At 68.0% G+C, this 23,665-nt stretch carries 23 protein-coding genes; 13 read left to right on the top strand and 10 right to left on the bottom strand.

The features are described from left to right. The first annotated feature begins 185 nt into the window (after positions 1-185). The 5 genes from LIG30_RS23700 (at position 186) to LIG30_RS23680 (ending at position 8,180) form a co-directional block, all read left to right on the top strand. Complete coding sequence (locus tag LIG30_RS23700) at positions 186-2,330, top strand: hydantoinase/oxoprolinase family protein (RefSeq protein WP_038716057.1); 2,145 nt, start codon at positions 186-188, stop codon at positions 2,328-2,330. An 11-nt stretch (positions 2,331-2,341) separates the two neighbouring features. Next, a complete protein-coding gene (locus tag LIG30_RS23695) occupies positions 2,342-4,666 on the top strand; it encodes a hydantoinase B/oxoprolinase family protein (RefSeq protein ID WP_038716054.1) in 2,325 nt (774 codons plus the stop codon). Between the two features lie 36 nt (positions 4,667-4,702). Further along, on the top strand, positions 4,703-5,209 hold the full coding sequence (locus LIG30_RS23690) for an acetone carboxylase subunit gamma (protein WP_038716067.1): 507 nt from the start codon (positions 4,703-4,705) through the stop codon (positions 5,207-5,209). A 340-nt stretch (positions 5,210-5,549) separates the two neighbouring features. Then, a complete protein-coding gene (locus LIG30_RS27410) occupies positions 5,550-7,577 on the top strand; it encodes a sigma-54-dependent Fis family transcriptional regulator (protein WP_038716053.1) in 2,028 nt (675 codons plus the stop codon). Between the two features lie 252 nt (positions 7,578-7,829). After that, complete coding sequence (locus tag LIG30_RS23680; RefSeq protein ID WP_038716052.1) at positions 7,830-8,180, top strand: DUF4148 domain-containing protein; 351 nt, start codon at positions 7,830-7,832, stop codon at positions 8,178-8,180. Between the two features lie 268 nt (positions 8,181-8,448). Here LIG30_RS23680 and LIG30_RS23675 read toward each other — a convergent pair whose 3' ends face one another. The 3 genes from LIG30_RS23675 to LIG30_RS23665 are packed head-to-tail and all read right to left on the bottom strand — an operon-like array spanning position 8,449 to position 9,735. Beyond that, the gene (locus LIG30_RS23675) at positions 8,449-9,102 is read right to left on the bottom strand and encodes a hypothetical protein (RefSeq protein ID WP_038716050.1); all 654 of its coding nucleotides are present in this window, start codon (positions 9,100-9,102) and stop codon (positions 8,449-8,451) included. Positions 9,103-9,111: 9 nt separating this feature from the next. Beyond that, on the bottom strand, positions 9,112-9,519 hold the full coding sequence (locus LIG30_RS23670) for a hypothetical protein (RefSeq protein WP_051995158.1): 408 nt from the start codon (positions 9,517-9,519) through the stop codon (positions 9,112-9,114). A 12-nt stretch (positions 9,520-9,531) separates the two neighbouring features. After that, complete coding sequence (locus tag LIG30_RS23665) at positions 9,532-9,735, bottom strand: hypothetical protein (protein ID WP_038716048.1); 204 nt, start codon at positions 9,733-9,735, stop codon at positions 9,532-9,534. 274 nt (positions 9,736-10,009) lie between these two features. Here LIG30_RS23665 and LIG30_RS23660 point away from each other — a divergent pair, with 274 nt between their 5' ends. Further along, entirely contained in the window at positions 10,010-10,684 is a 675-nt protein-coding gene (locus tag LIG30_RS23660) for an alpha/beta hydrolase (protein WP_038716063.1), read from the top strand. Positions 10,685-10,829: 145 nt separating this feature from the next. Next, positions 10,830-11,048 carry a YdcH family protein gene (locus LIG30_RS23655; RefSeq protein ID WP_038716047.1) on the top strand — a complete coding sequence of 73 codons (219 nt, stop codon included), beginning with the start codon at positions 10,830-10,832 and terminating at the stop codon, positions 11,046-11,048. Positions 11,049-11,251: 203 nt separating this feature from the next. Here the strand turns inward: LIG30_RS23655 and LIG30_RS23650 are convergent, their stop codons facing one another. Continuing rightward, positions 11,252-12,559: a DUF3422 family protein gene (locus tag LIG30_RS23650; RefSeq protein WP_038716045.1), complete on the bottom strand. Its 1,308-nt coding sequence runs from the start codon at positions 12,557-12,559 to the stop codon at positions 11,252-11,254. A gap of 174 nt (positions 12,560-12,733) precedes the next feature. Between LIG30_RS23650 and LIG30_RS23645 the strand changes: the two genes are divergently transcribed. Continuing rightward, the gene (locus tag LIG30_RS23645) at positions 12,734-13,609 is read left to right on the top strand and encodes a LysR family transcriptional regulator (RefSeq protein WP_038716042.1); all 876 of its coding nucleotides are present in this window, start codon (positions 12,734-12,736) and stop codon (positions 13,607-13,609) included. A gap of 87 nt (positions 13,610-13,696) precedes the next feature. Here LIG30_RS23645 and LIG30_RS23640 read toward each other — a convergent pair whose 3' ends face one another. Beyond that, positions 13,697-14,680, bottom strand: a complete 984-nt coding sequence (locus LIG30_RS23640; protein WP_038716041.1) for an aldo/keto reductase — start codon at positions 14,678-14,680, stop codon at positions 13,697-13,699. Between the two features lie 160 nt (positions 14,681-14,840). Next, positions 14,841-17,132: a heavy metal translocating P-type ATPase gene (locus LIG30_RS23635; protein WP_038716039.1), complete on the bottom strand. Its 2,292-nt coding sequence runs from the start codon at positions 17,130-17,132 to the stop codon at positions 14,841-14,843. A 224-nt stretch (positions 17,133-17,356) separates the two neighbouring features. Between LIG30_RS23635 and LIG30_RS23630 the strand changes: the two genes are divergently transcribed. Next, positions 17,357-17,998 (top strand): hypothetical protein, encoded by a 642-nt coding sequence (locus LIG30_RS23630; protein ID WP_038716038.1) that lies wholly within the window; start codon positions 17,357-17,359, stop codon positions 17,996-17,998. 6 nt (positions 17,999-18,004) lie between these two features. On the opposite strand, the gene LIG30_RS23625 is transcribed toward LIG30_RS23630, so the two are convergent. Beyond that, on the bottom strand, positions 18,005-18,952 hold the full coding sequence (locus LIG30_RS23625; protein WP_038716036.1) for a cation diffusion facilitator family transporter: 948 nt from the start codon (positions 18,950-18,952) through the stop codon (positions 18,005-18,007). Between the two features lie 156 nt (positions 18,953-19,108). Further along, on the bottom strand, positions 19,109-19,588 hold the full coding sequence (locus tag LIG30_RS23620) for a ferritin family protein (RefSeq protein WP_038716035.1): 480 nt from the start codon (positions 19,586-19,588) through the stop codon (positions 19,109-19,111). A gap of 199 nt (positions 19,589-19,787) precedes the next feature. Between LIG30_RS23620 and LIG30_RS23615 the strand changes: the two genes are divergently transcribed. The 4 genes from LIG30_RS23615 to LIG30_RS23600 are packed head-to-tail and all read left to right on the top strand — an operon-like array spanning position 19,788 to position 22,729. Beyond that, positions 19,788-20,072 (top strand): PepSY domain-containing protein, encoded by a 285-nt coding sequence (locus LIG30_RS23615; RefSeq protein WP_038716033.1) that lies wholly within the window; start codon positions 19,788-19,790, stop codon positions 20,070-20,072. 3 nt (positions 20,073-20,075) lie between these two features. Further along, positions 20,076-20,678, top strand: coding sequence for a cytochrome b/b6 domain-containing protein (locus tag LIG30_RS23610; RefSeq protein ID WP_051995157.1), 603 nt, complete (start codon positions 20,076-20,078; stop codon positions 20,676-20,678). Further along, complete coding sequence (locus tag LIG30_RS23605; protein ID WP_038716032.1) at positions 20,653-21,348, top strand: response regulator; 696 nt, start codon at positions 20,653-20,655, stop codon at positions 21,346-21,348. The genes LIG30_RS23610 and LIG30_RS23605 overlap by 26 nt, the downstream gene beginning before the upstream one ends. Further along, the gene (locus LIG30_RS23600; protein WP_051995156.1) at positions 21,326-22,729 is read left to right on the top strand and encodes an ATP-binding protein; all 1,404 of its coding nucleotides are present in this window, start codon (positions 21,326-21,328) and stop codon (positions 22,727-22,729) included. The genes LIG30_RS23605 and LIG30_RS23600 overlap by 23 nt, the downstream gene beginning before the upstream one ends. 114 nt (positions 22,730-22,843) lie before the next feature. On the opposite strand, the gene LIG30_RS23595 is transcribed toward LIG30_RS23600, so the two are convergent. Together LIG30_RS23595 and LIG30_RS23590 are read right to left on the bottom strand one after the other, a co-directional pair. Next, a complete protein-coding gene (locus LIG30_RS23595; protein WP_235510385.1) occupies positions 22,844-23,164 on the bottom strand; it encodes a hypothetical protein in 321 nt (106 codons plus the stop codon). Further along, the coding region (locus tag LIG30_RS23590) for an electron transfer flavoprotein subunit alpha/FixB family protein (protein ID WP_038716030.1) at positions 23,161-23,665 on the bottom strand (505 nt) is incomplete at its 5' end. The genes LIG30_RS23595 and LIG30_RS23590, both read right to left, overlap by 4 nt.

Genomic DNA, 23,665 nt, shown 5'->3' with positions numbered 1-23,665 from the left:
CCCTTCCCCCGGCCGTTTGCCGCCCTCTCCCCGCCCAGCCTTGCGCCATCGGCCTATGCGCCCGCGCCCAGCCGAATGGCACGGTTGTTGCGCTTCTCCCCCCGAGCCGTCGCGCAACGTGCGTCGCGTCCGGAACGCACGCCGCATCGCGGCTCACGACTACTTCAATCAATGGAGACGAAAACATGGAAGGGCTTTCGCAAGTCCAGGTGTTGGGCATCGATGCCGGCGGCACGATGACCGATACCTTCTTCGTGCGCGCCGACGGGCGGTTCGTCGTCGGCAAGGCGCAGAGCAATCCCGAGGACGAATCGCTCGCGATCTTCAATTCATCGCAAGACGCGCTCGCGCACTGGCAGCGCGACGTCGACGAGGTCTACCCCGAGCTCGTCACCTGCGTGTACTCCGGCACGGCGATGCTGAACCGCGTCGTGCAGCGCAAGGGCCTCGACGTCGGCCTGCTGGTGAACAAGGGTTTCGAGCACATCCATCTGATGGGCCGCGCGATCCAGAGCTACCTGGGCTATGCGCTCGAAGAGCGGATTCACCTGAACACGCACCGCTACGACGAGCCGCTCGTGCCGCTGTCGCGCACCCGCGGCATCACCGAGCGCACCGACGTGCAGGGCGAGATCGTCATCCCGGTGCGCGAGAACGAAGTGCGCCAGGCGACGCGGGAACTGGTCGCGTCCGGCGCAAAGGCAATCGTGATCTGCCTGCTGCAGTCGCACAAGAACGCGACGAGCGAGCGCGAGGCGCGCGACATCGTGCGCGACGAGCTGAAGTCGATCGGCAAGGACATCCCCGTATTCGCGTCGGTCGACTACTATCCGCAGCGCAAGGAAAGCCACCGGATGAACACGACCGTGCTCGAAGCGTACGCCGCCGAGCCGTCGCGGCAGACGCTGAAGAAGGTCAGCGACCGCTTCCGCAAGCACGGCGCGAAGTTCGACCTGCGCGTGATGGCCACGCACGGCGGCACGATCAGCTGGAAGGCGAAGGAGCTGGCGCGCACCATCGTGTCGGGGCCGATCGGCGGCGTGATCGGCTCGAAGCTGCTCGGCGAGGCGCTCGGCTACGACAACATCGCATGCTCGGACATCGGCGGCACGTCGTTCGACATGGCGCTGATCACGAAGGGCAATTTCGCGATCGCGTCCGACCCGGACATGGCGCGCCTCGTGCTGTCGCTGCCGCTCGTCACGATGGATTCGGTCGGCGCGGGCGCCGGCAGCTTCGTGCGGCTCGATCCGTACAGCGGCTCGATCAAGCTCGGCCCGGACAGCGCGGGCTACCGCGTCGGCACCTGCTGGCCCGACAGCGGGCTCACGACGGTGTCGGTATCCGACTGCCACGTCGTGCTCGGCTACCTGAACCCCGACAACTTCCTCGGCGGTCAGATCAAGCTCGACGTGAACCGCGCGCGCGAGCACATCAAGGCGCAGATCGCCGATCCGCTCGGGCTGTCCGTCGAGGACGCCGCCGCCGGCGTGATCGAGCTGCTCGACCTGCAGTTGCGCGAGTACCTGCGCTCGAACGTCAGCGCGAAGGGCTACAACCCGACCGAGTTCGTCTGCTTCTCGTACGGCGGCGCCGGCCCGGTCCACACGTACGGCTACACGGAAGGGCTTGGCTTCAAGGACGTCGTCGTGCCGGCCTGGGCCGCGGGCTTCTCCGCGTTCGGCTGCGCGTGCGCGGACTTCGAATACCGCTACGACAAGAGCGTCGACCTCGCGCTGCCGCAGCTTGCGCCCGAGGGCGACAAGGCGCAGGCCGCGCAGACGATCCAGAAGGCGTGGGCCGAACTGGCCGCCAAGGTGATCGAGGAATTCCGGATCAACGGCTTCAGCGAGCAGGACGTGATCCTGCGCCCGGGCTTCCGGATGCAGTACATGGGTCAGCTCAACGACCTCGAGATCGAGTCGCCGATCGCGAGCGCGACGAACGCGCACGACTGGGACAAGATCGTCGATGCGTTCGAGGACACCTACGGCCGCGTCTACGCCAGCTCGGCGCGCTCGCCGGAGCTGGGCTTCTCCGTCACCGGCGCGATCATGCGCGGCATGGTCATCACGCAAAAGCCGGTGCTGCCGGAAGACCCGGAAGGCGGCCCCACGCCGCCGGCGGACGCGCACATCGGCACGCGCCCCCTTTACCGCCACAAGCAGTGGCACGACGCCGCGCTGTGGCGCATGGAAGCGCTCAAGCCGGGCAACCAGATCACCGGCCCGGCGATCATCGAGTCCGACTCGACGACCTTCGTGGTGCCCAAGGGGTTCGCCACCACGCTCGACAAGCACCGCCTCTTCCATCTCAAGGAAGTCAAGTAAGGAGACACGCGATGAACATGATGTCCAGCCAGGAGGTCGGGTTCGCCGACCTGCTCAAGAACGGCCAAACCCTCAAGCAGTTCCGCGACGGCATCCTCGAGCGCACCGCGCAGACGGGCCACTACAACGGGCTGCAGCGGCTCGAACTGCGCGAAAGCGACCCGATCCGCTACGAGAAGATGTTCTCCAAGCTGCGCGGCGGCCTCGTCCATGCGCGCGAAACGGCCAAGAAAATCGCCGCGAGCCCGATCGTCGAGCAGGAAGGCGAGCTGTGCTTCACGCTGTACAACGCGGCGGGCGACTGCGTGCTGACGTCGACGGGGATCATCATCCACGTCGGCACGATGGGCGCGGCGATCAAGTACATGATCGAGAACAACTGGGAAACCAACCCGGGCATCCAGCCCGGCGACATGTTCACCAACAACGACTGCTCGATCGGCAACGTCCACCCGTGCGACATCGCGACGATCGTGCCGATCTTCGCGCACGGCAAGCTGGTCGGCTGGGTCGGCGGGGTCACGCACGTGATCGACACGGGTGCGGTGACGCCGGGCTCGATGTCGACGGGGCAGGTGCAGCGCTTCGGCGACGGTTACATGATCACCTGCCGCAAGACCGGTGTGAACGACACGCCGCTGCGCGACTGGCTGCACGAAAGCCAACGCTCGGTTCGCACGCCGAAATACTGGATTCTCGACGAGCGCACGCGGATTGCCGGCTGCCACATGATCCGCAACCTGATCGAAGAGGTGATCGAGGACGAAGGGCTCGATGCGTACGAGAAGTTCGCGTACGAAGTGATCGAGGAAGGGCGCCGCGGCCTGCAGACCCGTATCAAGGCGATGACGCTGCCGGGCAAGTACCGCAAGGTCGCGTTCGTCGACGTGCCGTACAACCACCCTGACGTGCAGACTTCGTCGGCATTCGCGAAGCTCGACTCGATCATGCACTCGCCGGTGGAAATGGAAATCCGCAAGGACGGCTCGTGGCGTCTCGACTTCGACGGCGCGAGCCGCTGGGGCTGGCACTCGTACAACGCGCACCAGGTGGCGTTCACGAGCGGCATCTGGGTGATGATGACGCAGACGCTGGTGCCGACGCAGCGCATCAACGACGGCGCGTATTTCGGCACGGAGTTCCATCTGCCGAAGGGCGCGTGGATGAACCCGGACGACCGCCGCACCGGCCACGCATACGCATGGCACTTCCTGGTCTCGGGCTGGAGCGCGATGTGGCGCGCGCTGTCGCAGTCGTACTTCAGCCGCGGCTACCTCGAGGAAGTCAACGCGGGCAACGCCAACACGTCGAACTGGCTGCAGGGCGGCGGCATCAACCAGGACGGCGACATCCATGCGGTCAACAGCTTCGAGGCGTCGTCGTGCGGCACTGGCGCGTGCGCGATCAAGGACGGCCTGAACCACGCCGCCGCGATCTGGAACCCCGAAGGCGACATGGGCGACATCGAGATCTGGGAGATGGCGGAACCGCTGCTCTACCTCGGCCGCAACGTGAAGTCGAATTCGGGCGGCTACGGCAAGTACCGGGGCGGCTGCGGCTTCGAAACGCTGCGGATGGTGTGGAAGGCGCAGGACTGGACGATGTTCTTCATGGGCAACGGCTACATGAACAGCGACTGGGGCCTGATGGGCGGCTACCCGGCGGCAACCGGCTATCGCTTCGAGGCGCACCGCACCGGCCTCAAGGAGCGCATCGCACTCGCCGAGAGCCTGCCGCTCGGCGGCGACACCAACCCGGACCTGCCCGACTACGAGAACCACCTGAACGCCGGCGCGATCGTCAAGCGCGACCAGCAGTGCATGACGACGGAGGACTGCTACAGCAACTACGACCTGTACCTGAACTACCTGCGCGGCGGCCCCGGCTTCGGCGATCCGCTCGACCGGGAAATCGACGCGATCGAGCGCGACCTGAACAACGCGGTGCTGCTGCCGGAATACGCGCAGAAGGTCTACGGCGCGGTCGCGACCCGCGACGGCAACGGCATCTGGACCGTCGACGCGAAAGCGACCGCGCTGCAGCGCGTCGAGATCCGCAATGCGCGCCTCGCCCGCTCGCAGCCGACCCGCGAATGGATGAAGGGCGAGCGCGAGCGGATCCTGCTCAAGCATGCGTCGACCCAGGTGCAGCACATGTTCGCGACGAGCTTCGGCCTGTCGAACAAGTTCGAGCAGCAGTTCCGCGCGTTCTGGGATCTCCCGGAAACGTGGACGCTGACCGAGGACGAGCTCGACGTGCCGACCTACGGCTCGAAGTTCCGCATGGACCTGTCGAAGATGCCCGACGTCAACACCGTGGTGCTGGTCGAAGAATAAGCCCGCCCATCGCGCACACATCAAAGAGGAATGGAGATGTCTACCTACACCAAGGAACAGATCAGGAACCTGGTCGACGGCAAGCTCGACTGGGACACCACGCTGCGGATGCTGTCGATGCCGAAGGACGGCGAGCGCTTCCGGATGTACGTCGACGCGCTGCAGCAGAAGCTCGGCTGGAAGGACCGCATCGTGCTGCCGCTCGGCCCGCACCTGTACATCGTGCAGCAGTGGGCCACGAAGAAGTGGGTCACGCAGTGCGATTGCGGCCACGTGTTCTGCGACTACCGCGACAACTGGAAACTGCACGCGAACATCTTCGTGCGCGATTCCGAGGAGGCGATGGACGAGGTCTACCCGCGGCTGATGGCGCCCGACACGCAATGGCAGGTGTACCGCGAGTATTACTGCCCGACCTGCGGCGCGATGCACGACGTCGAAGCGCCGACGCCGTGGTACCCGGTGATCCACGACTTCGAGCCGGACATCGACGCGTTCTATACCGAATGGGTCAAGCTGCCGGTGCCGGAGCGCGTGGATTGACCTGAGGTTCGGCGCCGTCGGCGGCATCCGGCCCCGGCCGGCTTCGCCGCGGCGCCGACACACCAGGCGTTCGATTTCCGGCCGTCCGATTTTCGGACGGCCGGCTCGTTTCCGGGCGTGCCCGGGCGGTGCCGCCGCCCGCGCGCGCCTGCTTGCGCATGCGTCGCCGCTGGCGCGGGCATTGCTTGTCCGTATCATCCCCGACCCGACGGCAGCGCGGGTTCGGAGTACGATATCGCGAGCGACAGCCCGGCCGCCGAAAGCGGGCGGCTCGCCACATCCAAAAGGCCGGCAAGACGGCCTCACGGTTCCCGGCCGGCGGAACCGTCAGGAGACACGCATGCAGCAGACAGGCACCCCGTTGGACTGGTTTCCCCGTCCCCAGCACGAGGCCAGCATCATGGCCGCGTGGGAGCATCTGGTGACAGGCAGCGAATGGCACTCCGCCGACGTGCGCGGCGTCGTCGACGATTCGTGGCAACGCTGCCTCGTCGGACACGTCGATCCGGGCGTCGGCCGCGCGCCGCCGCCGCTCGACGAAAGCCGCCTGATGCAGTGGCGCTCGGCCAACGCGCAACTGATCGACGTGAGCCTGCCGCTGATGCAGCAGACCCGCGAGTTCCTGTCGCAAACCGGCACGGTGATGCTGCTCGCCGATCCCGACGGCATGATCCTGCAGCAGGAAGGCGACATGCGGATCATCGAGCCGGCGAGCGAAGTCGGCCTCGTGCCCGGCTGCGACTGGACCGAGCTGAACTGCGGCACCAACGCGATCGGCACCGCGCTCGCGCTGCGGCAGCCGGTGCAGATCCATGGCGCCGAACACTTCTGCGCGGGCATCAAGCGCTGGACCTGCTCGGCGACGGTGATCCACGATCCGCTCGACGGCCACGTGCTCGGCGTGATCGACGTGTCGGGGCTGGCCGATACCTACAGCCGCTACAGTCTCGCGCTCGCGGTGTCGCTCGCCGGCCGCATCGAAGGCCGCCTCGCGAAGGATGCGATGGAACGCCGCCTGCGCCTGCTGGACCGCTGCACCGCGCGGTTCGGCGCGTCGCCCACCGACGCGATCCTGATCGTCGACGAACGCGGCCGGCTCGTGAAGGCGAACGCGCAGGTCGTGCCGGCGCTGCGCCGGCTCGGCTTCGACATCCACCTCGACGCGGGTTTCGTGCTGCCCGGGATGGACGCCGATACGCGCGCGACGAGGCCCGCGAACGACGCGCCGCCGTGGCTGCGCTATGCCCATGTCGAGGCCTTGCGCGAAGGCACGGATGTCCTCGGGTTCATGGTCGTGATTCCGGGCGCCGCGGCACCGCGCGGCGCGATCACGGCCGCTCGCGGACGCGACCGCACCCGCAGCGCGCCGTACGCGTTCGAGCGCATCGTCGGCGACAGCCCCGCGCTGCGCGCGGCCGTCGACAAGGCGCGCCAGCTCGCGCCGTCGAAGGTCCCGGTGCTGCTGCTCGGCGAAACCGGCGTCGGCAAGGAGCTGTTCGCGCAGGGCATCCATCAGGCGAGCGAACGGGCCGACGGGCCGTTCGTCGCGCTCAACTGCGGCGGCCTGTCGCGAGACCTGCTCGTGAGCGAGCTGTTCGGCTATGCGGAAGGCGCGTTCACCGGCGCGCGCAAATCGGGCGCGGCCGGCAAGATCGAAGCCGCGGACGGCGGCACGCTGTTCCTCGACGAGATCGGCGAAATGCCGCTCGACATCCAGCCTCACCTGCTGCGCGTGCTGGAGGAAAACGAGATCTACCGCCTCGGCGAGAATACGCCGCGCAAGGTGAATTTCCGCCTGGTCGCCGCGACCCACCGCGATCTGAAGGACGCGATCGCGAAGGGGATGTTCCGCATGGACCTGTTCTACCGGATCGCCGTCACGACCGTGTCGATACCGAGCCTGCGCGAACGCGCGGATGACCTGCCCGCCCTCGTCGACCACTGGCTGTCACACCTTTGCGAATGTTATGGACTGCCACCCAGATCGTTCGACGACGACGCCTATGCGCGCCTGCTGAATTACGGCTGGCCCGGCAACGTGCGCGAGTTGCGCAACGCGATCGAAGGCTCGCTGCTGCTGTCCGACGGCCCGGTGATCAAGGCGGACAAGCTTCCGACCGAGATTGGCGCGGCCGCCCGTCCGGCCATGCCCGCCGCGCCGCTGGCGGCGGACCTGCCCGCGCAGGCAGCCGGCGAATCGCTGAAGACGGCCGAGGCCGACTACATTCGCCGGGCGCTCGCGCGTCATGCCGGCAACCTGACGCAGACCGCCAGCCACCTCGGCATTGCCAAAAGCACGCTCTACGAAAAGATTCGCAAGTACAAGCTCGTCGACGCGGTGAGCGACGTGCGCAGACGCGGCGTGTAGGGCCCGGCGCGAAACCGGGACGACGTTGATGCGCTTTCGCGCGCGTTCGGCCGTGCTTTCAGCGCGCCGAAACGATGCGCTCACAAAATCGGGGAACGAACGATCCGCGCGCGGATTTTTCCATTTGGCAGGAACAATGTCTTCCCCGAACGCCGATTACTCTCAGGCGGGTGCTTCCTTAGACTGTGTTCATCGGTTGCAAACAAGGTGTTGGCAACCAGTCGAACCAAACAAAGTCTCGAGGTAAGCATCATGAAGAACCTGATCCAAGCCGTTGTCGTTGCCGCTGCCCTTGCCGCCCCGGTTGCGGTTTTTGCTCAGAACACCGCACCGTTGACCCGTGCGCAAGTTCGCGCCGAACTGATCGAACTGGAAAAGGCAGGCTATAACCCGGCCGTCGGCGAAGATCCGCACTACCCGGACGACATCCAGGCCGCTGAAGCCCGCGTCGCAAAGCAACACGCGGCAATGGCCCAGGCGCAAGGCGTCGACAACAGCGGCGTCGGCAAGGAAGCGCAGGCGGCCGTTGCTGCCGGCAAGCCGGTGAAGGTGGTGCCGGCGCGCACCGATGACGACCTCAAGTCGCTGTATCGCGGTCACTAAATCCGGATCACACCGCGCGGTTCGGGGGCTCGCCCCCGGATCGCCAAGCGTGACCTGAACGCGTCGGCACGCCCCCCCGACCGTGCACGACGCGAACACGCGGACACACACACCGCGATCCCCGGCCCGCCGCCGCTCCCCCCGGTAGCGGGCCGCTCTCGCATCCAAGCCTCCGCCCCCGGCATCGGGTGACTTCGCCCGGTCGGTCCCGCCAGACGCTTTTTCCGGCTATTCCGCTTTTTCCTCTGCCGACGCGGCCGGCGTTTTCCTAGACTTCGGCCTGGCCGGCATTTTCCTCACAATCTACCCAGTACCGCAACGGGTCTCGATGCTGCGGAAAGCGTGCATTGAGCCATCCCGAAAGCCGAGCCCATTCCGGATGGCTGGTGCCGGTCATCGACGACCAGACCGCGGAGCGCTCGAGGAGCTGATCGTTCGCGCGGTCACGGATGAGCAGGCTACCGAGTCCACTTGAACTGTTCGCCTGCGTCTCGACCACATAACGCGGCAAAATCCTCAGTTCTGCATCTTCGGCCCAGCCGTATACGGCTCGAATGACGTTCGACGGATCTCGCAGTTCAATGGGGCCGGTAGCTGGACGAATGGCTTTCCATCCCTCCGGAAACTCGGCAATCACCTCGTGGCTGGTTTCTCTCACCCATCTCACGCGCCAGGCCCGCGCAATTGCCTCGCGAAGGCTGGACAGCGACGCGTAGCCTGCTGGCATCTCGATCGCAATCGGAAGCGTGATCAGATTATCCTTCCAGAGCCCGGCTTCGTCGTGGGTGTGCCGGACCGTTTCGAACACGCTTGCTTCGAAGGGATTCACGGGCTTGTTCGACATGCTCGCGTCCCCGCGTGGCAGTCCCGCGAAAAGACGCTCGGCGTCCTGGCGGGTAAGTTTTGGTTTCCCTTTTTTCATTCGACCTTTCTACAGCGATTTATCCTGGGTGCCGGCCGTGCCGGCGGTTTCCTTGTTCACAACGTCCTGCTTCTGATCCATCTCAATACGCTGATTGGGTTCGGCCCTCAACGCCGGGCGCTTGAGCATCGGATCGCCGGCCTGAAGGCAATAAAACGCTATCTCTGCCTCGCCGCAGCCGCCATGCCACGCACATTCGCTTGACTGCTCATGCTGCAACAATATCTCCTTGCCTTGGGATGAGCAAAACGCGTTCGCTTCCTGCAAGGCCTTGCCCTTTGCTGATGCAGGGCCGCCGAGAGGCACCCGCGTCGAGATCGTGTAGGTGTCCGGGCCAATCTTGATCGGCCCGGTGTCCGTACAAGCGGCGAGTGCCAATGCTGCAAGGGCGTATAGCGCGATAGCATTCTTGTGCATGTCGGTTCCCTATCACTGGCAGAAATAGGCGACCGTCCCCAATGCACCGACGACAATGGCGACGTTGAGCCACGTTTGCAGCCTGACCCGTTGTTCGGTTACGACGAGCTGGCCATTCCAATACAGCCGCCCGCCGTTGTCAATCGCGAGGATCACGTGCTTACCCGTCGCATAAAGTCCCGGCAGCGATATGGTGTAGAGATGCGACGCCGCCAACTACTCCACCCAACAAACCGGGAAGAAAACTCGACATATTGCTTTTTCCGCGTTTTCCGTTCCTCGCGCGACTGCCGTAAAGCAGCCATACCAGCCGTCCCGCCCCCTTGCCCGATTGCATCGTCTATCGCGACAATGCATCTCAGCCGCACCGTTTATCGCGGATGCGCGTCTGCATAGAATGTGCGATTTTACGGTCATGCCGGGCAACTCCGCATCGCGCGCGACAGGCGACGCGTCGGACGTCCCGGCCAATGCAGCGAGGACACGACGCATGACGAACGCACTGATCCACGAACCGGTATCGCAACTCGCCTATCGGCTGCGCGCCGCCACGCCCGCGCCGGCAGCTCGGCTGCTTCTGCTGCATGGCGTCGGCGGCAATGAAACGAACCTGCTCGCACTCGCGGACGCGCTCGATCCGCGCATCGAGATCCTGTTCGTGCGGGGACCGCTCACGATCGGCCCCGGTCAGCATGCGTGGTTCTCCGTGCAGTTCGGCCCGAACGGCCCGTCGATCGACGCGCAGCAGGCGGACGCGAGCCGCGTCGCGCTGTTGACGCTGCTGCGCGCGCTGCGCGAACGCGACGGCGCGAACGCATTGCCGACCGTGATCGGCGGCTTCAGCCAGGGCGGCATCATGAGCGCGAGCGTCGGCCTCAGCTCGCCGTCCGACGTCGCCGGGTTCGCGGTGCTGAGCGGCCGCATCCTGCCCGAGCTCGATCCGCATATCGCGCCACGCAACGCGTTGCGCTCGCTTGGCGCGTTCATCGCGCACGGCGAATTCGACGACAAGCTCCCCGTCACGTGGGCCGAGCGCGCCGACGCGAAACTGACCGAGCTTGGCGTCGCCCATGAAACCCGGCTGTATCCGATGGGCCACCAGCTGACCGAAGCGGTGGTCGACGATTTCAGCCACTGGGCGGAACGACGCGTCGGCCTGCGCTGACGCGCGAGCGGGGCGCAACGCAGCGGCGCGCGCCCCGCCCCGCATGCGGCAGCCCGCTTGATACAGGTCAACAGCGGCCGGGCACGATCGGCGAGAATTTGATGGATCGTTTCGTCCCTGAGAACGATAAAGAAAGGAGTATGAGATGTTCCCCGAATTTCGCGACCTGATTTCCCGCCTGAAAACCGAAGACGCGCATTTCTCGCGGCTCTTCGAGCGCCATAACGAACTGGATCACCAGATCAACAACATGGAAACCGGCGTCACGCCCGCCGACAATGCCGCGATCGAAGCGCTGAAGAAGGAAAAGCTCCAGCTGAAGGATGCGCTGTACGACGTGCTGAAGAAGGCATCGGCGGCCTGACGCGCGTTCGGCCAACGGTTCCGCGGCACCGCGGCGCATCGCCCGCCACACGCGCTGGCGAGATGCGTGTCACGCGTAGCGCCTGCTTGCGCCAATAGCGGGCGTGGCGCCAGCCCGGAACCCTGCAGATTGCGCCCGGCGGTGTCATGCCGCCGGGCGCGCAACCGCCCCGCCTTCGAGCAGAACGGCGAGCATCGGCGGCATCAATTCGACCGCTCCAACGAAGCCTCCGCGTCGCCCGCATGGCGCGCATCCGGCACATGCGTGCGGGTTCGCCGCGTGATCGCGATCACCGCAAGCACGACCGGCCCGATCAGCAAGCCCTCCGCCAGTTCCGGATCGACCGGCAGGCTCAGCACGTGCAGCGCCTTGAACGCCGCCGCCGCCAGTGACAGCACGTAGTACGAGATCGCCGCGACCGACAGCCCTTCGACCGCGTGCTGCAGATGCAGTTGATTGCGCGCCGTCCGCTCCATGCCGGCGAGCAGCCGCGTGACGTCCTTCTCCTGCGCGAGATTCACGCGGGTACGCAGCAGATCGACCGCCCGCGCAATCCGGTCCGCGATCTGTTCGTGACGCGCCCAGACGCTCCGGCACGTCTCCATCGCCGGCGCGAAGCGACGCTCCATGAACTCCGAGATCGTCGGCATGCCCTCGATCCGCTCTTCGCGCAACTCCTGGATGCGGGCCAGCACCAGCTTCTCGTACGCGCGTGACGCGCTGAAGCGGCCGCCCGAGCCCGACAGCGATTCCACGCGCACCGCGAGATGGGTCAGCCGGATCAGCAGTTCGGCGTCGTCGCCGTTCACTCCATGGGTGTCCATGCTGTGCATCAGCGCCTGCAGCGACGCGTGGATCTCGTCGAGATCCCGGCTCATCCCGCGCGCGACCGGCAGCGCGAGCAGCGCCATCATCCGGTACGTCTCGATTTCGCACAGGCGCTGCAGCAGCCTGCCGCCCTGCTCCTCGCGAAACCCCTCGTCGATGACGAGAAAACGCATGAACCCGTCCGCCCGCACCTGCCAGTCGCAGAACACCGTACCGCCGCCCAGCACCTTGCCGCCGACGAGGATCGGGCCGTCGATCCAGTGGCGCAGCGCGTCGCGCGCCACCCGCGCCGCCCCCTTCGACAGCAGCTCCATGCGGACGGCGACGAAGCGGATGCCGGCGAGCCGCTCGAACCAGCCGGACGGAATGCCCTCGATGGCGAGATCGTTGAAATAGTCGCCATCGGTGCGCGGCGTGACGAACGTGAACGTGGAGAACTCGGTGTGACGCTCCCACTTCAGGTGCCAGCCGAGCGGCGACTGCACCGAATAGTGCGTGGCGCCCGCGTCCGGCAACGCGATGCCGGTGTCGCGGCACAGCGCATGCAGGAGCGTCTCGTGGATGCGCGCATCGCCGTCCGCATAGATCGCGTAGTGCATCAGCGCAACGGATTCGGCGATCCGCAGGAATGGCCGGGCGTGCAATTCGCCGGCAAGCGTGGCGCGTAACGGGTGATCAATCATTAATACACCTGAGCGTATTTCATCGAGGCTGAACGGATCGGCAAGCCCGGCCGGCGCACGCCGGACGACGCGCGGCGAACCGGTGCCGCCACCGGCCTGCATGCACTATGACAGACACGCAGCCACAATAAAACTGCATAATGCTGATTGTTACGTTCAGTTTTTCTGATACCGATGAAGATGCTCGATCATGACGTGATGGCCACCGTCATCGCCGTCGCGGAGACCGGCAACATGACCCGCGCCGCCGAAGCCGTGAACCGCTCCCAGTCCGCGGTCAGCATGCAGATCAAGAGCCTGGAGGAGGCGCTCGGGCGGCCGTTGTTCGTCCGCCGGCCGCGCAGCATCGTGCTGACGCGCGAGGGCGAGGTGCTGCTGGGTTTCGCCAGACGCATGCTGGCGTTGCGGGACGAAGCGTGGGCGGCCATCGTGCGGCCGGACGTGACCGGCAAGGTGGTGATCGGCGTGCCCGACGATTACGCGTCGTCGCTGCTGCCGTCCGTCCTGAAGAAGTTCTCCGCGTCCTATCCGAAGGTGGAAATCCAGGTGATTGGCCTGCCCAGCAGCGCGCTCGCGCCGCTCATCAAGGACTGCACGGTCGACCTCGTCTGCGGCACGCGCATCAAGGGCCTGAACGGCGACTTCGTGCGCCACGAGCCGATGGCGTGGGCGGCAATGGCGAACGGCCCGCGGGTCTGGGAAGAGCGGCCGCTGCCGATCGCGGTGTTCATGCCGGGCAGCGTCGCGCGCGAGAACGCGATTCGCAGCCTCGAACGCGCGCGGCTCCCGTACCGCACCTCCTATGAAAGCCCGAGCCTGCTCGGGCTCATCAGCATGGTCGAGGCGGGCCTCGCGGTCGCCCCGCTCGCGCGCTGCGCGATTCCGGCGCAACTGACGGTGCTCGGGCGCTCGCACGGGCTGCCCGACCTGCCGCCGCTCGAACTCATCCTCGCGCGCAGCTCGAAGTCGAAGCGGCCGCCGTGCGACTTCCTCGCCGAACAGATCATGGAAGATCTGCACCGGCAGCCGGGGCAAACCGGCGACGCGTGAGCGGGCCAGCGCGCGTCACGCGCGCGCCGTGTCGGCTGGTCGCCGGGCCATGAAGAACCGCACGACGCCCCGGCGGCCGAGCACGCGTCAGCGGTCGACGCGCTGCTGCAGATGGGCCGGGTAGCGCTCGCCGACCACCTTGATCTGCCGCAGCGCCGCGTCGATCGCCGCCAGATCGTCAGCCGTCAGCACGACGGCGGCCGCGCCGACGTTCTCCTCGAGGCGATGCAGCTTGGTCGTGCCCGGGATCGGCACGATCCACGGCTTCTGCGCGAGCAGCCACGCGATCGCGATCTGCGCGCGCGTCGCGCCCTTGCCGGCGGCGATGCGGCCGAGCACATCGACCAGCCCCGCATTGGCCTGGCGGTTTTCCTCGGAAAAGCGCGGCACGATGTTGCGGAAATCGGTCGGATCGAACGTCGTGCGCGCATCGATCGCCCCGGTCAGGAAACCCTTGCCGAGCGGGCTGAACGGTACGAAGCCGATACCCAGCTCCTCGAGCGTCGGCAACACGCTCTCCTCCGGCTCGCGCCACCACATCGAATACTCGCTCTGCAGCGCGGCCAGCGGCTGCACCGCGTGCGCGCGGCGGATCGACTGCGCGCCCGCCTCGGACATCCCGAAGTGCCCGACCTTGCCTTCCCGGATCAGATCCCCGACGGTGCCCGCGACGTCCTCGACCGGCACGTCCGGATCGACGCGGTGCTGGTAGAACAGATCGATGCGATCGGTCTTCAGCCGCTTGAGCGCAGCATCCGCGACGGCGCGAATCCGCTCGGGGCGGCTGTCGAGGCCGTGCGTCACGTCGCCATCCTTGAAGCCGAACTTCGTCGAAATCACCACCTGATCGCGAAACGGCGCGACGGCCTCGCCGACGAGTTCCTCATTGACGAACGGGCCGTACGCTTCAGCCGTGTCGAAGAACGTGACGCCCCGCTCGAACGCGGCGCGAATCAGCCGGATGCCGTCGGCCCGGTCGGTGGCGGGGCCGTAGCCGTAGCTCAGGCCCATGCAGCCGAGGCCGATCGCCGACACCGTCAGCCCGCCCTTGCCCAGTGTGCGCTGTTCCATTTCATGCTCCCGAAACGAAGAAGTGACTGGCGAGCATCATGCCCGCCCGGCGCGCGGTTGATTAGCCGGGGCCGCGCGATAGCCGTCATGAACGGCATTCATGAATCGATCTCGATGCTTCTGCGCGCGCATGACGGCGGTGCACCTCGACGCCGGCGCACTACGCGCCTGCTTCGAGCGCGTGAATCAGCTCGTCCTCCTGCGCGCAGTGCAGCCGCACGATCGCATCGAGCCCGTACAACAGCCGCTGAAACTCCCGCAGGCCGGCCGCGTCCGGCCCCTCGGGCGGCACATCCGCCGTCATCTGCCGCAGCAGGCGCGCAACCCGGAATATCTCGCGGTGCGCGCCGCTCATCGCCCCCATCGGGTCCTCTCCGCCGAGCAGCCGCGCGAGGCCCGGATACACGTCGGCATCGTCGCATCGCTCGTGCGACACGAGTTGCCGGTCGAGCAGGTCGTTCATGTCGGCAAGCGCCCCCGCCACGGCCGCGCCCGGCAGTTGCGGCAATTCGTCCGCGAGATCGCGGATCCGCTTCAGCACCGGCCCGAGCTCGAGATGCTCGGCGATCAGGCGATCGGCGTCGCCGCGCGGCAGGCCGCCGGCCGTCGTCGCCGGCCGTATCCGCGACGCGCGCAGCGCATTGACGATCACCGCCACGTCGATGAGTTCCTGCAGCATCGCGCCCGGAATCGGCTGCAGGTAGCCGAACGCGGCGACGCCCATCGCGACCAGCGATAGCGCCATCCCCGCCACCACGCTCTCGAGCGCGATCCGGCGCGCGCGGCGCGCCACCCGCAACGCTTCGACGAGGCGGTCCAGCCGGTCGACCAGCAGCACCACGTCGGCCGCCTCGGACGACGCCGCGGCGCCGCGCGCGCCCATCGCGACGCCGACGTCGGCCGCCGCGAGCGCGGGCGCGTCGTTGATGCCGTCGCCGACCATGATGACCGTGCCTTCGCCACGGGCGGCCTGGATCGCCGCGAGCTTGTCGGCGGGCGCCTGCTCCGCGCGCACCTCGGTCACGCCGAGCAGCGCGCCGACCGTCTCGGCCACGTCGCGGCGGTCTCCGGTCAGCATGACGAGCCGCGCGATGCCCTCCGATCTCAGCAGGCGCAGCGCGCGGGGCGTCTCGAGCCGGACCTGGTCGGCCATCTGGATTGCGCCCGCCATCACGCCGTCGATGCCGACGAACACCGCCGACGCGCCCTCGTAGCCGACGCGGCGCAAGAACGCCGCGCTCCACGGCGCCGCCGCCGTCCGCGACGACACGTAAGCGAACGAGCCGATGTCGACGGCCCGGCCGTCGACCTGGCCGGACAAGCCCGCGCCGGGCATTTCCACCGTCCCGGACGGCGCGGAGAGCGCCAGATGCCGCTCGCGCGCGGCCGTCGTCACGGCCTCCGACATCACGTGGCCGGAGGCCTGCGCGAGCGACGCGGCGAACCGCAGCACCGTGTCCGGCGTGCTGTCCGCGCCGCTTTCGATCGCGACGAGACGCGCGCGGCCGCCCGTCAGCGTGCCGGTCTTGTCGAAGAACAGGATGGATGCCCCGGCCATCCGCTCCAGCGCGCCGCCGCCCTTGACGAGAATGCCGCGCTTCGCGCACCGCGACATGCCGGAGACGATCGCGACCGGCACCGCGAGAATCAGCGGGCACGGCGTCGCGACGACGAGCACCGCGAGCGCGCGCCCGACGTCGCCCGTCGCGAGCCAGCTGGCGCCGGCGACGAGCAGCGCGGCGAGCACGAACCCGAACGCATAGCGGTCGGCGAGGCGCACCGCCGGGCTGCGTTCCGCCTGCGCGGCCTGCACCATGCGGACGATCCCGGCGAACGTGCTGTCGCGCGCGCCGGCCGACGCCACCATCTCGAATGCCGCGCCGGCATTGACGACCCCGCTGCACACCGCTTCGCCCGCCTTGCGCGTCGCGAGCGCGGCTTCGCCGGTCAATGCGGATTCGTCCAGCTCCGCCTGAGCGCTCAGCGTGCCGTCGACCGGGACGAACTCGCCGCTTCGCACGAGCAGGCGGTCGCCGGGGCGCACCGCGTCCAGCGCGACGCGGCACCATTCGCCCGCCTCGAAGCGGTTGGCCTCGCGCGGCGCGCGGTCGAGCAGCGCGGTCATCTCGCGTTGCGCGCGCGCCTGCGCGTAACGCTCGAGCGCGCGCCCGCTCGCGAGCATCAGCGAAATCACCACCGCCGCAAGCGATTCGCCGAGCGCGAGCGCCAGGACGATCGCGAGCCACGCGAGGACGTCGACGCCGGCCTCGCGCCGCCGCAGCGCCTGCACGATCGACACCGACAGCGCCACGAGGACCGGCAGCGCGCCGGCGAACCACAGGCCGCGCGCCAGCGCGCTGGCGCCGAAGGCCACGCAGCCGAGACCGGCCACCAGGGTGCAGGCCGAGACGAACAGCAACGCGAAATCGACGGAACGCAGGATGCGGGGCATGGGAGGCGGTCGAGAAACGAGAGGGCGAAGCGCACGCAGGCGGGCGTGGCACGGGACATGCGTTTCAGTGTACGAACCGCGCCCCGCCGCCGCTTGACACGCATCAATTCGAATGGCGTTCGCGCCAGCCGCCGCGCCCGCCGTTCGCTTGACCCGCATCAACGTCGGGTCACACGGCGCCAGCAGAATGGGGGCCATAAGTCTGACTGTCCGGAGCCCCTCGCATGGTGACGCTGGCCGTGCTGTTCGTCGTGATCCTGCTGCTGAACCTGATGCCGGCATTCGCGCCGCCGACGTGGATGGCGATGTCGTGGGTCGGTTTCAACGTGCCGGAAGGCAATCCGCTGCTGTTCGCCGTCGTCGCGGCCGGGGCCGCCACGACCGGCAGGCTGATCCTGGCCACCTTCGCGCGCGTCGTGGCGCGGGGCCGGTTCATGCGCGAATCGGACCGGGAGAACATCGAGGTCGTCAAGGCGTGGCTGGAGAAGCGCAAGACCCTGACCGTGAGCGCGTTTTTTCTGTACGCGCTCAGTCCGTTTCCGTCCAACTACCTGTTCATCGCCTACGGCCTGTCCGGCTCGCCGCTCGCCGTGATCGGCGCGGCGTTCTTCATCGGCCGTACCGCGAGCTATGCGGTGTGGGCGTTCCTGGGCCGGTTCGCGTCCGCGCACCTCGATCTGGAGTCCCAGTTCGAGGGCCACTATCTCGGCGCGTACTTCGTCCTGTCGCAGCTCGCGCTGCTCGGCGTCGTCTACCTGCTGATGAAACTCGACTGGCGGGCGCTGTTCGACGAGCGCAAGCTGCGCTGGCGCCGCTCGCCGGCGCGCGCGTCCGGCAGCCGGCGCGAGCGCGACTCGCACAAGTAGCGCGCGCTACCCCGCCAGCGGCGCGGCCGCGACAGCCGCCCGCCTGCGCGGATCGACGTGCGTCATCACATTCAGCACGCGGTGGCGCTCCAGCACGCGCGACCGCGCCGCCACCGCGATGTCGTGGCCTTCCGCGACCGACAGGTCGGCGTCGATTTCGAGATGCGCGTCGACGAGGATCATGTCGCCCATCTTGCGGGTGCGCAGGTCGTGCACGCCGAGAATGCCCGGCGTCGAACGCAGCGTGTCCCCGATCGCCCGCACCTCCTCGGCGTCCGCGGCCCGGTCCATCAGGTCGTGGAACGCGTCCCAGCCGAACGACCAGCCCATCTTCATGACCATGCCGCCGACGATCAGCGCGGCCACCGGGTCGAGCAGCGGATAGCCGAGCAGGTTGCCGACGATGCCCACCCCGACCACGAACGACGACGCCGCATCCGAACGCGCATGCCACGCATTGGCGACGAGCATGCTCGATTTCACGCGCGTCGCGACGGCCAGCATGTAGCGGAACAGCGTCTCTTTCGCGACGAGCGCGGCGAGCGCGACCCACAGCGCGACGGCGTGCACCTGCGGGATCGTCTCGGGCCGCTCGAGCTTCAGTATCGCCGTCCACAGCATGCCCCCACCGACAACGAGCAGAATCAGCGCGAGCGCGAGCGACGCGGCCGTCTCGTAGCGCTGGTGCCCGTAAGGGTGCCCCGCGTCGACCGGCTTCCTGCTGTGATGACCCGCGAACAGCACGACGAAATCCGCGACGAGGTCCGACAGCGAATGGATGCCGTCAGCGATCAGGCCCTGCGACTGGGACAGCAGCCCCGTGATCACCTGCCCGACGCTCAGGCAGAGGTTCACGACGACGCTGACCCAGGTGCTGCGCGACGCAGCGGCGGCGCTCGCGGCCGGGTCCTCGGTTTCGTCGTCGGGAAAGAGCGGAGATGCGTTCTGTTTCATGCCGTGCGCCTGAGGGCGGGTGAATGGACGAAACCGGCATCGCGCAAGCGCGTGCCGGTCGTGAAGGACGCGCCAGCATAGCACCGGCGCATCACGGTTCGATGTCACGTCCCGCCGCCCATGCGGCCGGGCCGTGACCCGCTGCGCCGCGAGCGCTTACTTCGCGGCGGTGCGCAGCTTTTCCAGCTCGGACTTGTACGCCGCGTAGTGATCGCCCTCGTCGACGGCGATCTGGCGGAACAGCGCGGCGACCTTCGTGTCGCCGGCCGCGTCGGCTTCTTTCGCGAACTTCACGTACATCTTCGTGTTCTCGTAGTGCTCGCCCGCCATCGCGTCGAGCAGGTTCGCCTCGTCGCTCTTGACGAGGCCGAGCGCGTCGGCTTCCCGCGCGAAATGCTCGTTCGCCTCGACGTTCGCGCTTTCCTCGTACACCCGCGCCAGCTCCGGGCGGCCGCTCTTGCGCGCCTGCTCCGCATAGGCCTTGTACTTCAGATGGGCGAACGCCTCGCCATGCATCGCGGCTTCGAGATTGTGCTTCGTCTGCGGCTTGAGTTGCGGCTCGGCGGACGCGGCCCCGGCCGCGAATGCGAGCGCGGCGAACACGGCGCCCGACAGGCGCTTCGATACGCGTTTCATCACTGTTCCTCCAATCGGATCGGCGTCGTCGGCTCGACGACGAACGCATGGTGCCGCCGCGGCTTGACGAAAACCTGACCGGCCCGCGGTGCCGCGCGCGGCCGCCGCGCCCGGTCAGGATTCGGTCAGTGCCCGCCGCTATCGTGGCCTTCGTACGCCGATCCGGCGCGACACCCGATCCATTCACCGGAGATTCGACATGACGCATCTTTCCCTCGCCCGCCTGCTGGCGCTCGTTGCCATCGCCGCCGCCTCCTCGACCGCGTTCGCCAGCCCGGCCTGCACCAAGGCCCCGGAATCCGCGTGGCTCAGCGAAACCGCGATGCGGCAGAAAATCGCCGCAATGGGCTACAAGGACATCAAGGTGTTCAAGAAGACCAAGAGCGGCTGCTACGAGATCTACGGCCGCACCGCCGACGGCCGCAAGGCGGAGGTGTACTTCAACCCCGTCGACGGCTCGATCGTCGAGCACAACGAGGACTGAGCGATGCGCGCGCCGTTGAACCCGGCGCCCCGGGGCGCCACCGGACCCGCCACCGTCCGGGTCTGGGACCCGCTCGTGCGGGTCTTCCACTGGACGGTCGTGCTCGGCGTCGTGCTGAACTACGCGGTGCTCGACGCGGGCAAGACCGCGCACCGCTACGTCGGCTACGCCGTCGCCGCGGCGCTCGCGGTCCGCGTCGTGTGGGGCTTCGTCGGCACCCGCTACGCGCGCTTCGGCGGCTTCGTCGTGCCGCCGCGCGACTTCGTGTCGCATGCGGCCGACCTCGCCCGCCGGCGGCCGCGCCGCTACGTCGGCCACAACCCCGCGGGCGGCTGGATGATCGTCGCGCTCATCGGCGTGCTGTCCGGCCTGTGCGCGACCGGCTGGATGCAGACGCTCGACGCGTTCTGGGGCGTCGAATGGGTGCAGGAGATCCACGAAACCCTCGCGAACCTCGTCGTCTGCATGGCCGCGGTGCACGTCGTGGCGGCGCTTGCGGAAAGCGTGCGGCACCGGGAAAATCTCATACTTGCGATGATCACCGGCCGGAAGCGCCCGGCCACCGGAACCGATATCGACCATGCGCGTGCTGCTCGCCGAGGATAACGCCAGACTCGCGTCGCTGATCGCGGCGGGGCTGACCGATGAAGGCTTCGCCGTCGAAACGGCGGGCACGCTCGCCGACGCGCGCGCGGCCTTCGCGTCGGGTGCGTTCGATCTCGTGCTGCTCGATCTCGGCATGCCGGACGGCGACGGCGTCGCGTTCATCCGTGAAGCGCGGCGCGCGGGCCAGACGGCGCCGATCCTTGTCGTCACCGCCCGGGACGGGCTGGACGATCGCGTGCTCGGGCTCGATTCGGGCGCCGACGACTATGTCGTCAAGCCGGTCGACCTGCCCGAGCTGGCGGCCCGCTGCCGGGCGCTGCTGCGCCGGCCCGGCGCCTGCCTCGGCGTCACCCTCACCGTCGCGAACCTCGAACTCGATACGGCCGGGCGCGAAGTGCGCGTCGATGCGCAACCCGTCGCGGTGCCGCCGCGCGAGCTCGACCTGCTCGAGCGGCTGATGCGCCGCGTCGGTCACGTCGTGACGAAACGCTCGCTCGAAGACGCGCTCTACGCGCTCGCCGCCGACGTCACGCCCAATGCGCTCGAAGCGGCCGTTTCGCGCCTGAGGCGGCGTCTCGCCGCCGCGCGGGCGAACGTCACGCTGCATACCGTGCACGGCATCGGCTACATGCTCACGGCGTCGCAGGATGACACGCGCGCGCCCCGATAGCGGCGCGCCGGCCGCGCCGAGGCCGCCGCGCGAGCCGCGTCCGCGCTGGCGAGACACGCTGTTTTTCAAGATCTCCGTTCGCCTCGCGCTGGTGACGCTGGCGTTCGTGCTGATCCAGGTGCTGCTCGTCGTCCGCATGTACGCGAGCAACACCACCGAACTCGACCAGCTGCTGATCAGCGCCGAGGCCAACCGCATCGCGGCCGGCTACGCCGGTCATCCCGGCGTGTCGAACGACATCGCGCCCGAGTTGCATTCGCCCATCGCGCCCGACACGCGCCGCTCGTTCATCATCCACGAGCGCGGCGGACGCGTCGTCGCGCGTTACGACGACGGCGACCTGCTGATGGAGGACGTCGCGCCGCTGTCGTTCCTCGTCATCCGCACGCAGCGCGAGACGTGGGGCGAGCGCTTCCTGCTGAGCGGCACGCGGCGCATCGACACGGCGGACCGCACGCTCTGGATCACGGTTGCTATCGCCGGCAGCGGCTTCCGGCCGTTCGTTCCGGTGATCTTCGACGAAATCCGCTTTCACGTCATCGTGCCGCTGGTCGCGCTGTCGCTGATGCTGCTGATGTTCAACTTCAGCGTCGTGCGCAGCGCGCTCAAGCCGCTGAAGGCGGCCATCGACGCCGTCAACCGCATCGACGCGACGCAGACGTCGACCCGCATCGCGATGTCGTCTTCGTCATGGGAGGCGCAGGCGCTCACGCGCGCGGTGAACCATATGCTGGAACGGCTCGAAGGCACGTTGCAGACGCTCGGCGATTTCGCCGGTCACGCGGCCCACGAGTTGAGGACGCCGCTTGCGATCCTGACGCTCGGCATCCGGCGGCTGCCGGACTCGCCGGACAAGGCGGCGCTGCTCGACGACGTGCAGCGCATGACCCGGCTCGTCGATCAGATGCTCGACATGGCGCGCGCCGCCGCGCTCGACATTCCGGCCGGCGCGCGGGCCGATCTCGGCCGGATTGCGAGCGACGTGGCGGCCGCGATGACGCCGCTCGCGGTGGCGCGCGGCCGGCCGATCGCGTACGACGATCGCGGCGCGGCGACGGTGCACGGCCATGCGGACGCGATCCGGCGCGCATTGCGGAACCTGATCGACAATGCGATCGCGCACGCGCCGCCCGGCACGACGGTGACGGTCGCGAGCGGGCCGGGGCCGCTGCTGTCGGTGCGCGATCACGGGCCGGGCATCGCGCCGGAGCAGCGCGGCAAGGTCTTCGACCGCTTCTATCGCGTCCGGCGCGACGACACGGGCGGTGCCGGGATGGGCCTCGCGATCGCGCTCGCGATCATGGAGGCGCACGGCGGGACGATCCGGATACGCGACGCGGAAGGCGGCGGCGCGCTCGTCGAGCTGCGCTTTCCCGGGTAGGGGGCGGCACGCTTGCGCCGCGTTTCGCCATCGCGGAACCGCCGGACCGGTTGGGGCGAGCGCCGGCCTCTCCTGCTCTGGTTCAGCGCGCGGTCCGGCTTCGCGCTTTCCGTGTCAGCCTTTGGTGACGGATGCCCCACGCCGGCCGGCAGCGGATGTCCCGCGTTCGGCATTCTCCTTTGCCGTTCGGATCGCACGGTCGAAGCTGTCGTCGGTGGCGACGTGCCGATGATCGACGCTCACGAGCCACTTGCCTGCCGCGTAACACCAGCGAATGCGGCGCTCGTCGATCAGCGCCGACATCCAGCGCCAGATCGACGCGTCCTCCGCATTCGCCGACGCGGCGGCCTGCTCTCTCATGGTCTGCATCCGGCTGGTGACGGCCATCGAGCGCCCCCTCGTTCGCGCGCCCTGTTCGGCGTGGCCGTCGATCACGGCATGTTCGCGGCCAGTTCCGGCACGAGCGCAAACAGGTCGCCCACCAGGCCGTAGTCCGCCACGCTGAAAATCGGCGCTTCCGGGTCCTTGTTGATCGCAACGATCACCTTCGAGTCCTTCATCCCGGCCAGATGCTGGATCGCACCCGAGATGCCGACCGCGATGTACAGCTGCGGCGCGACGATCTTGCCGGTCTGGCCGACCTGGTAGTCGTTCGGCACGTAGCCGGCGTCGACCGCCGCGCGCGATGCGCCCAGCGCTGCGCTCAGCTTGTCCGCCAGCGGCTCCAGCACCTTCGTGTAGTTCTCGCCGCTGCCCAGACCTCGGCCGCCCGACACGATGATCTTCGCGCTCGTCAGCTCCGGACGGTCCAGCTTCGTCACCTCGCGGCTGACGAACTGCGACACGCCCGCGTCCGCCGCCGTTTCGATCTTCTCGACCGTCGCGCTGCCGCCGGCCGCCGCGACCGGGTCGAAACCCGTCGAACGCACCGTGATC

The sequence above is a fragment of the Burkholderia sp. lig30 genome (genome assembly GCF_000687455.2).
Classification (GTDB): domain Bacteria; phylum Pseudomonadota; class Gammaproteobacteria; order Burkholderiales; family Burkholderiaceae; genus Burkholderia.
Note: the sequence above shows the minus strand (reverse complement) of the source record. Positions and strands in the feature narration are given on the sequence as shown.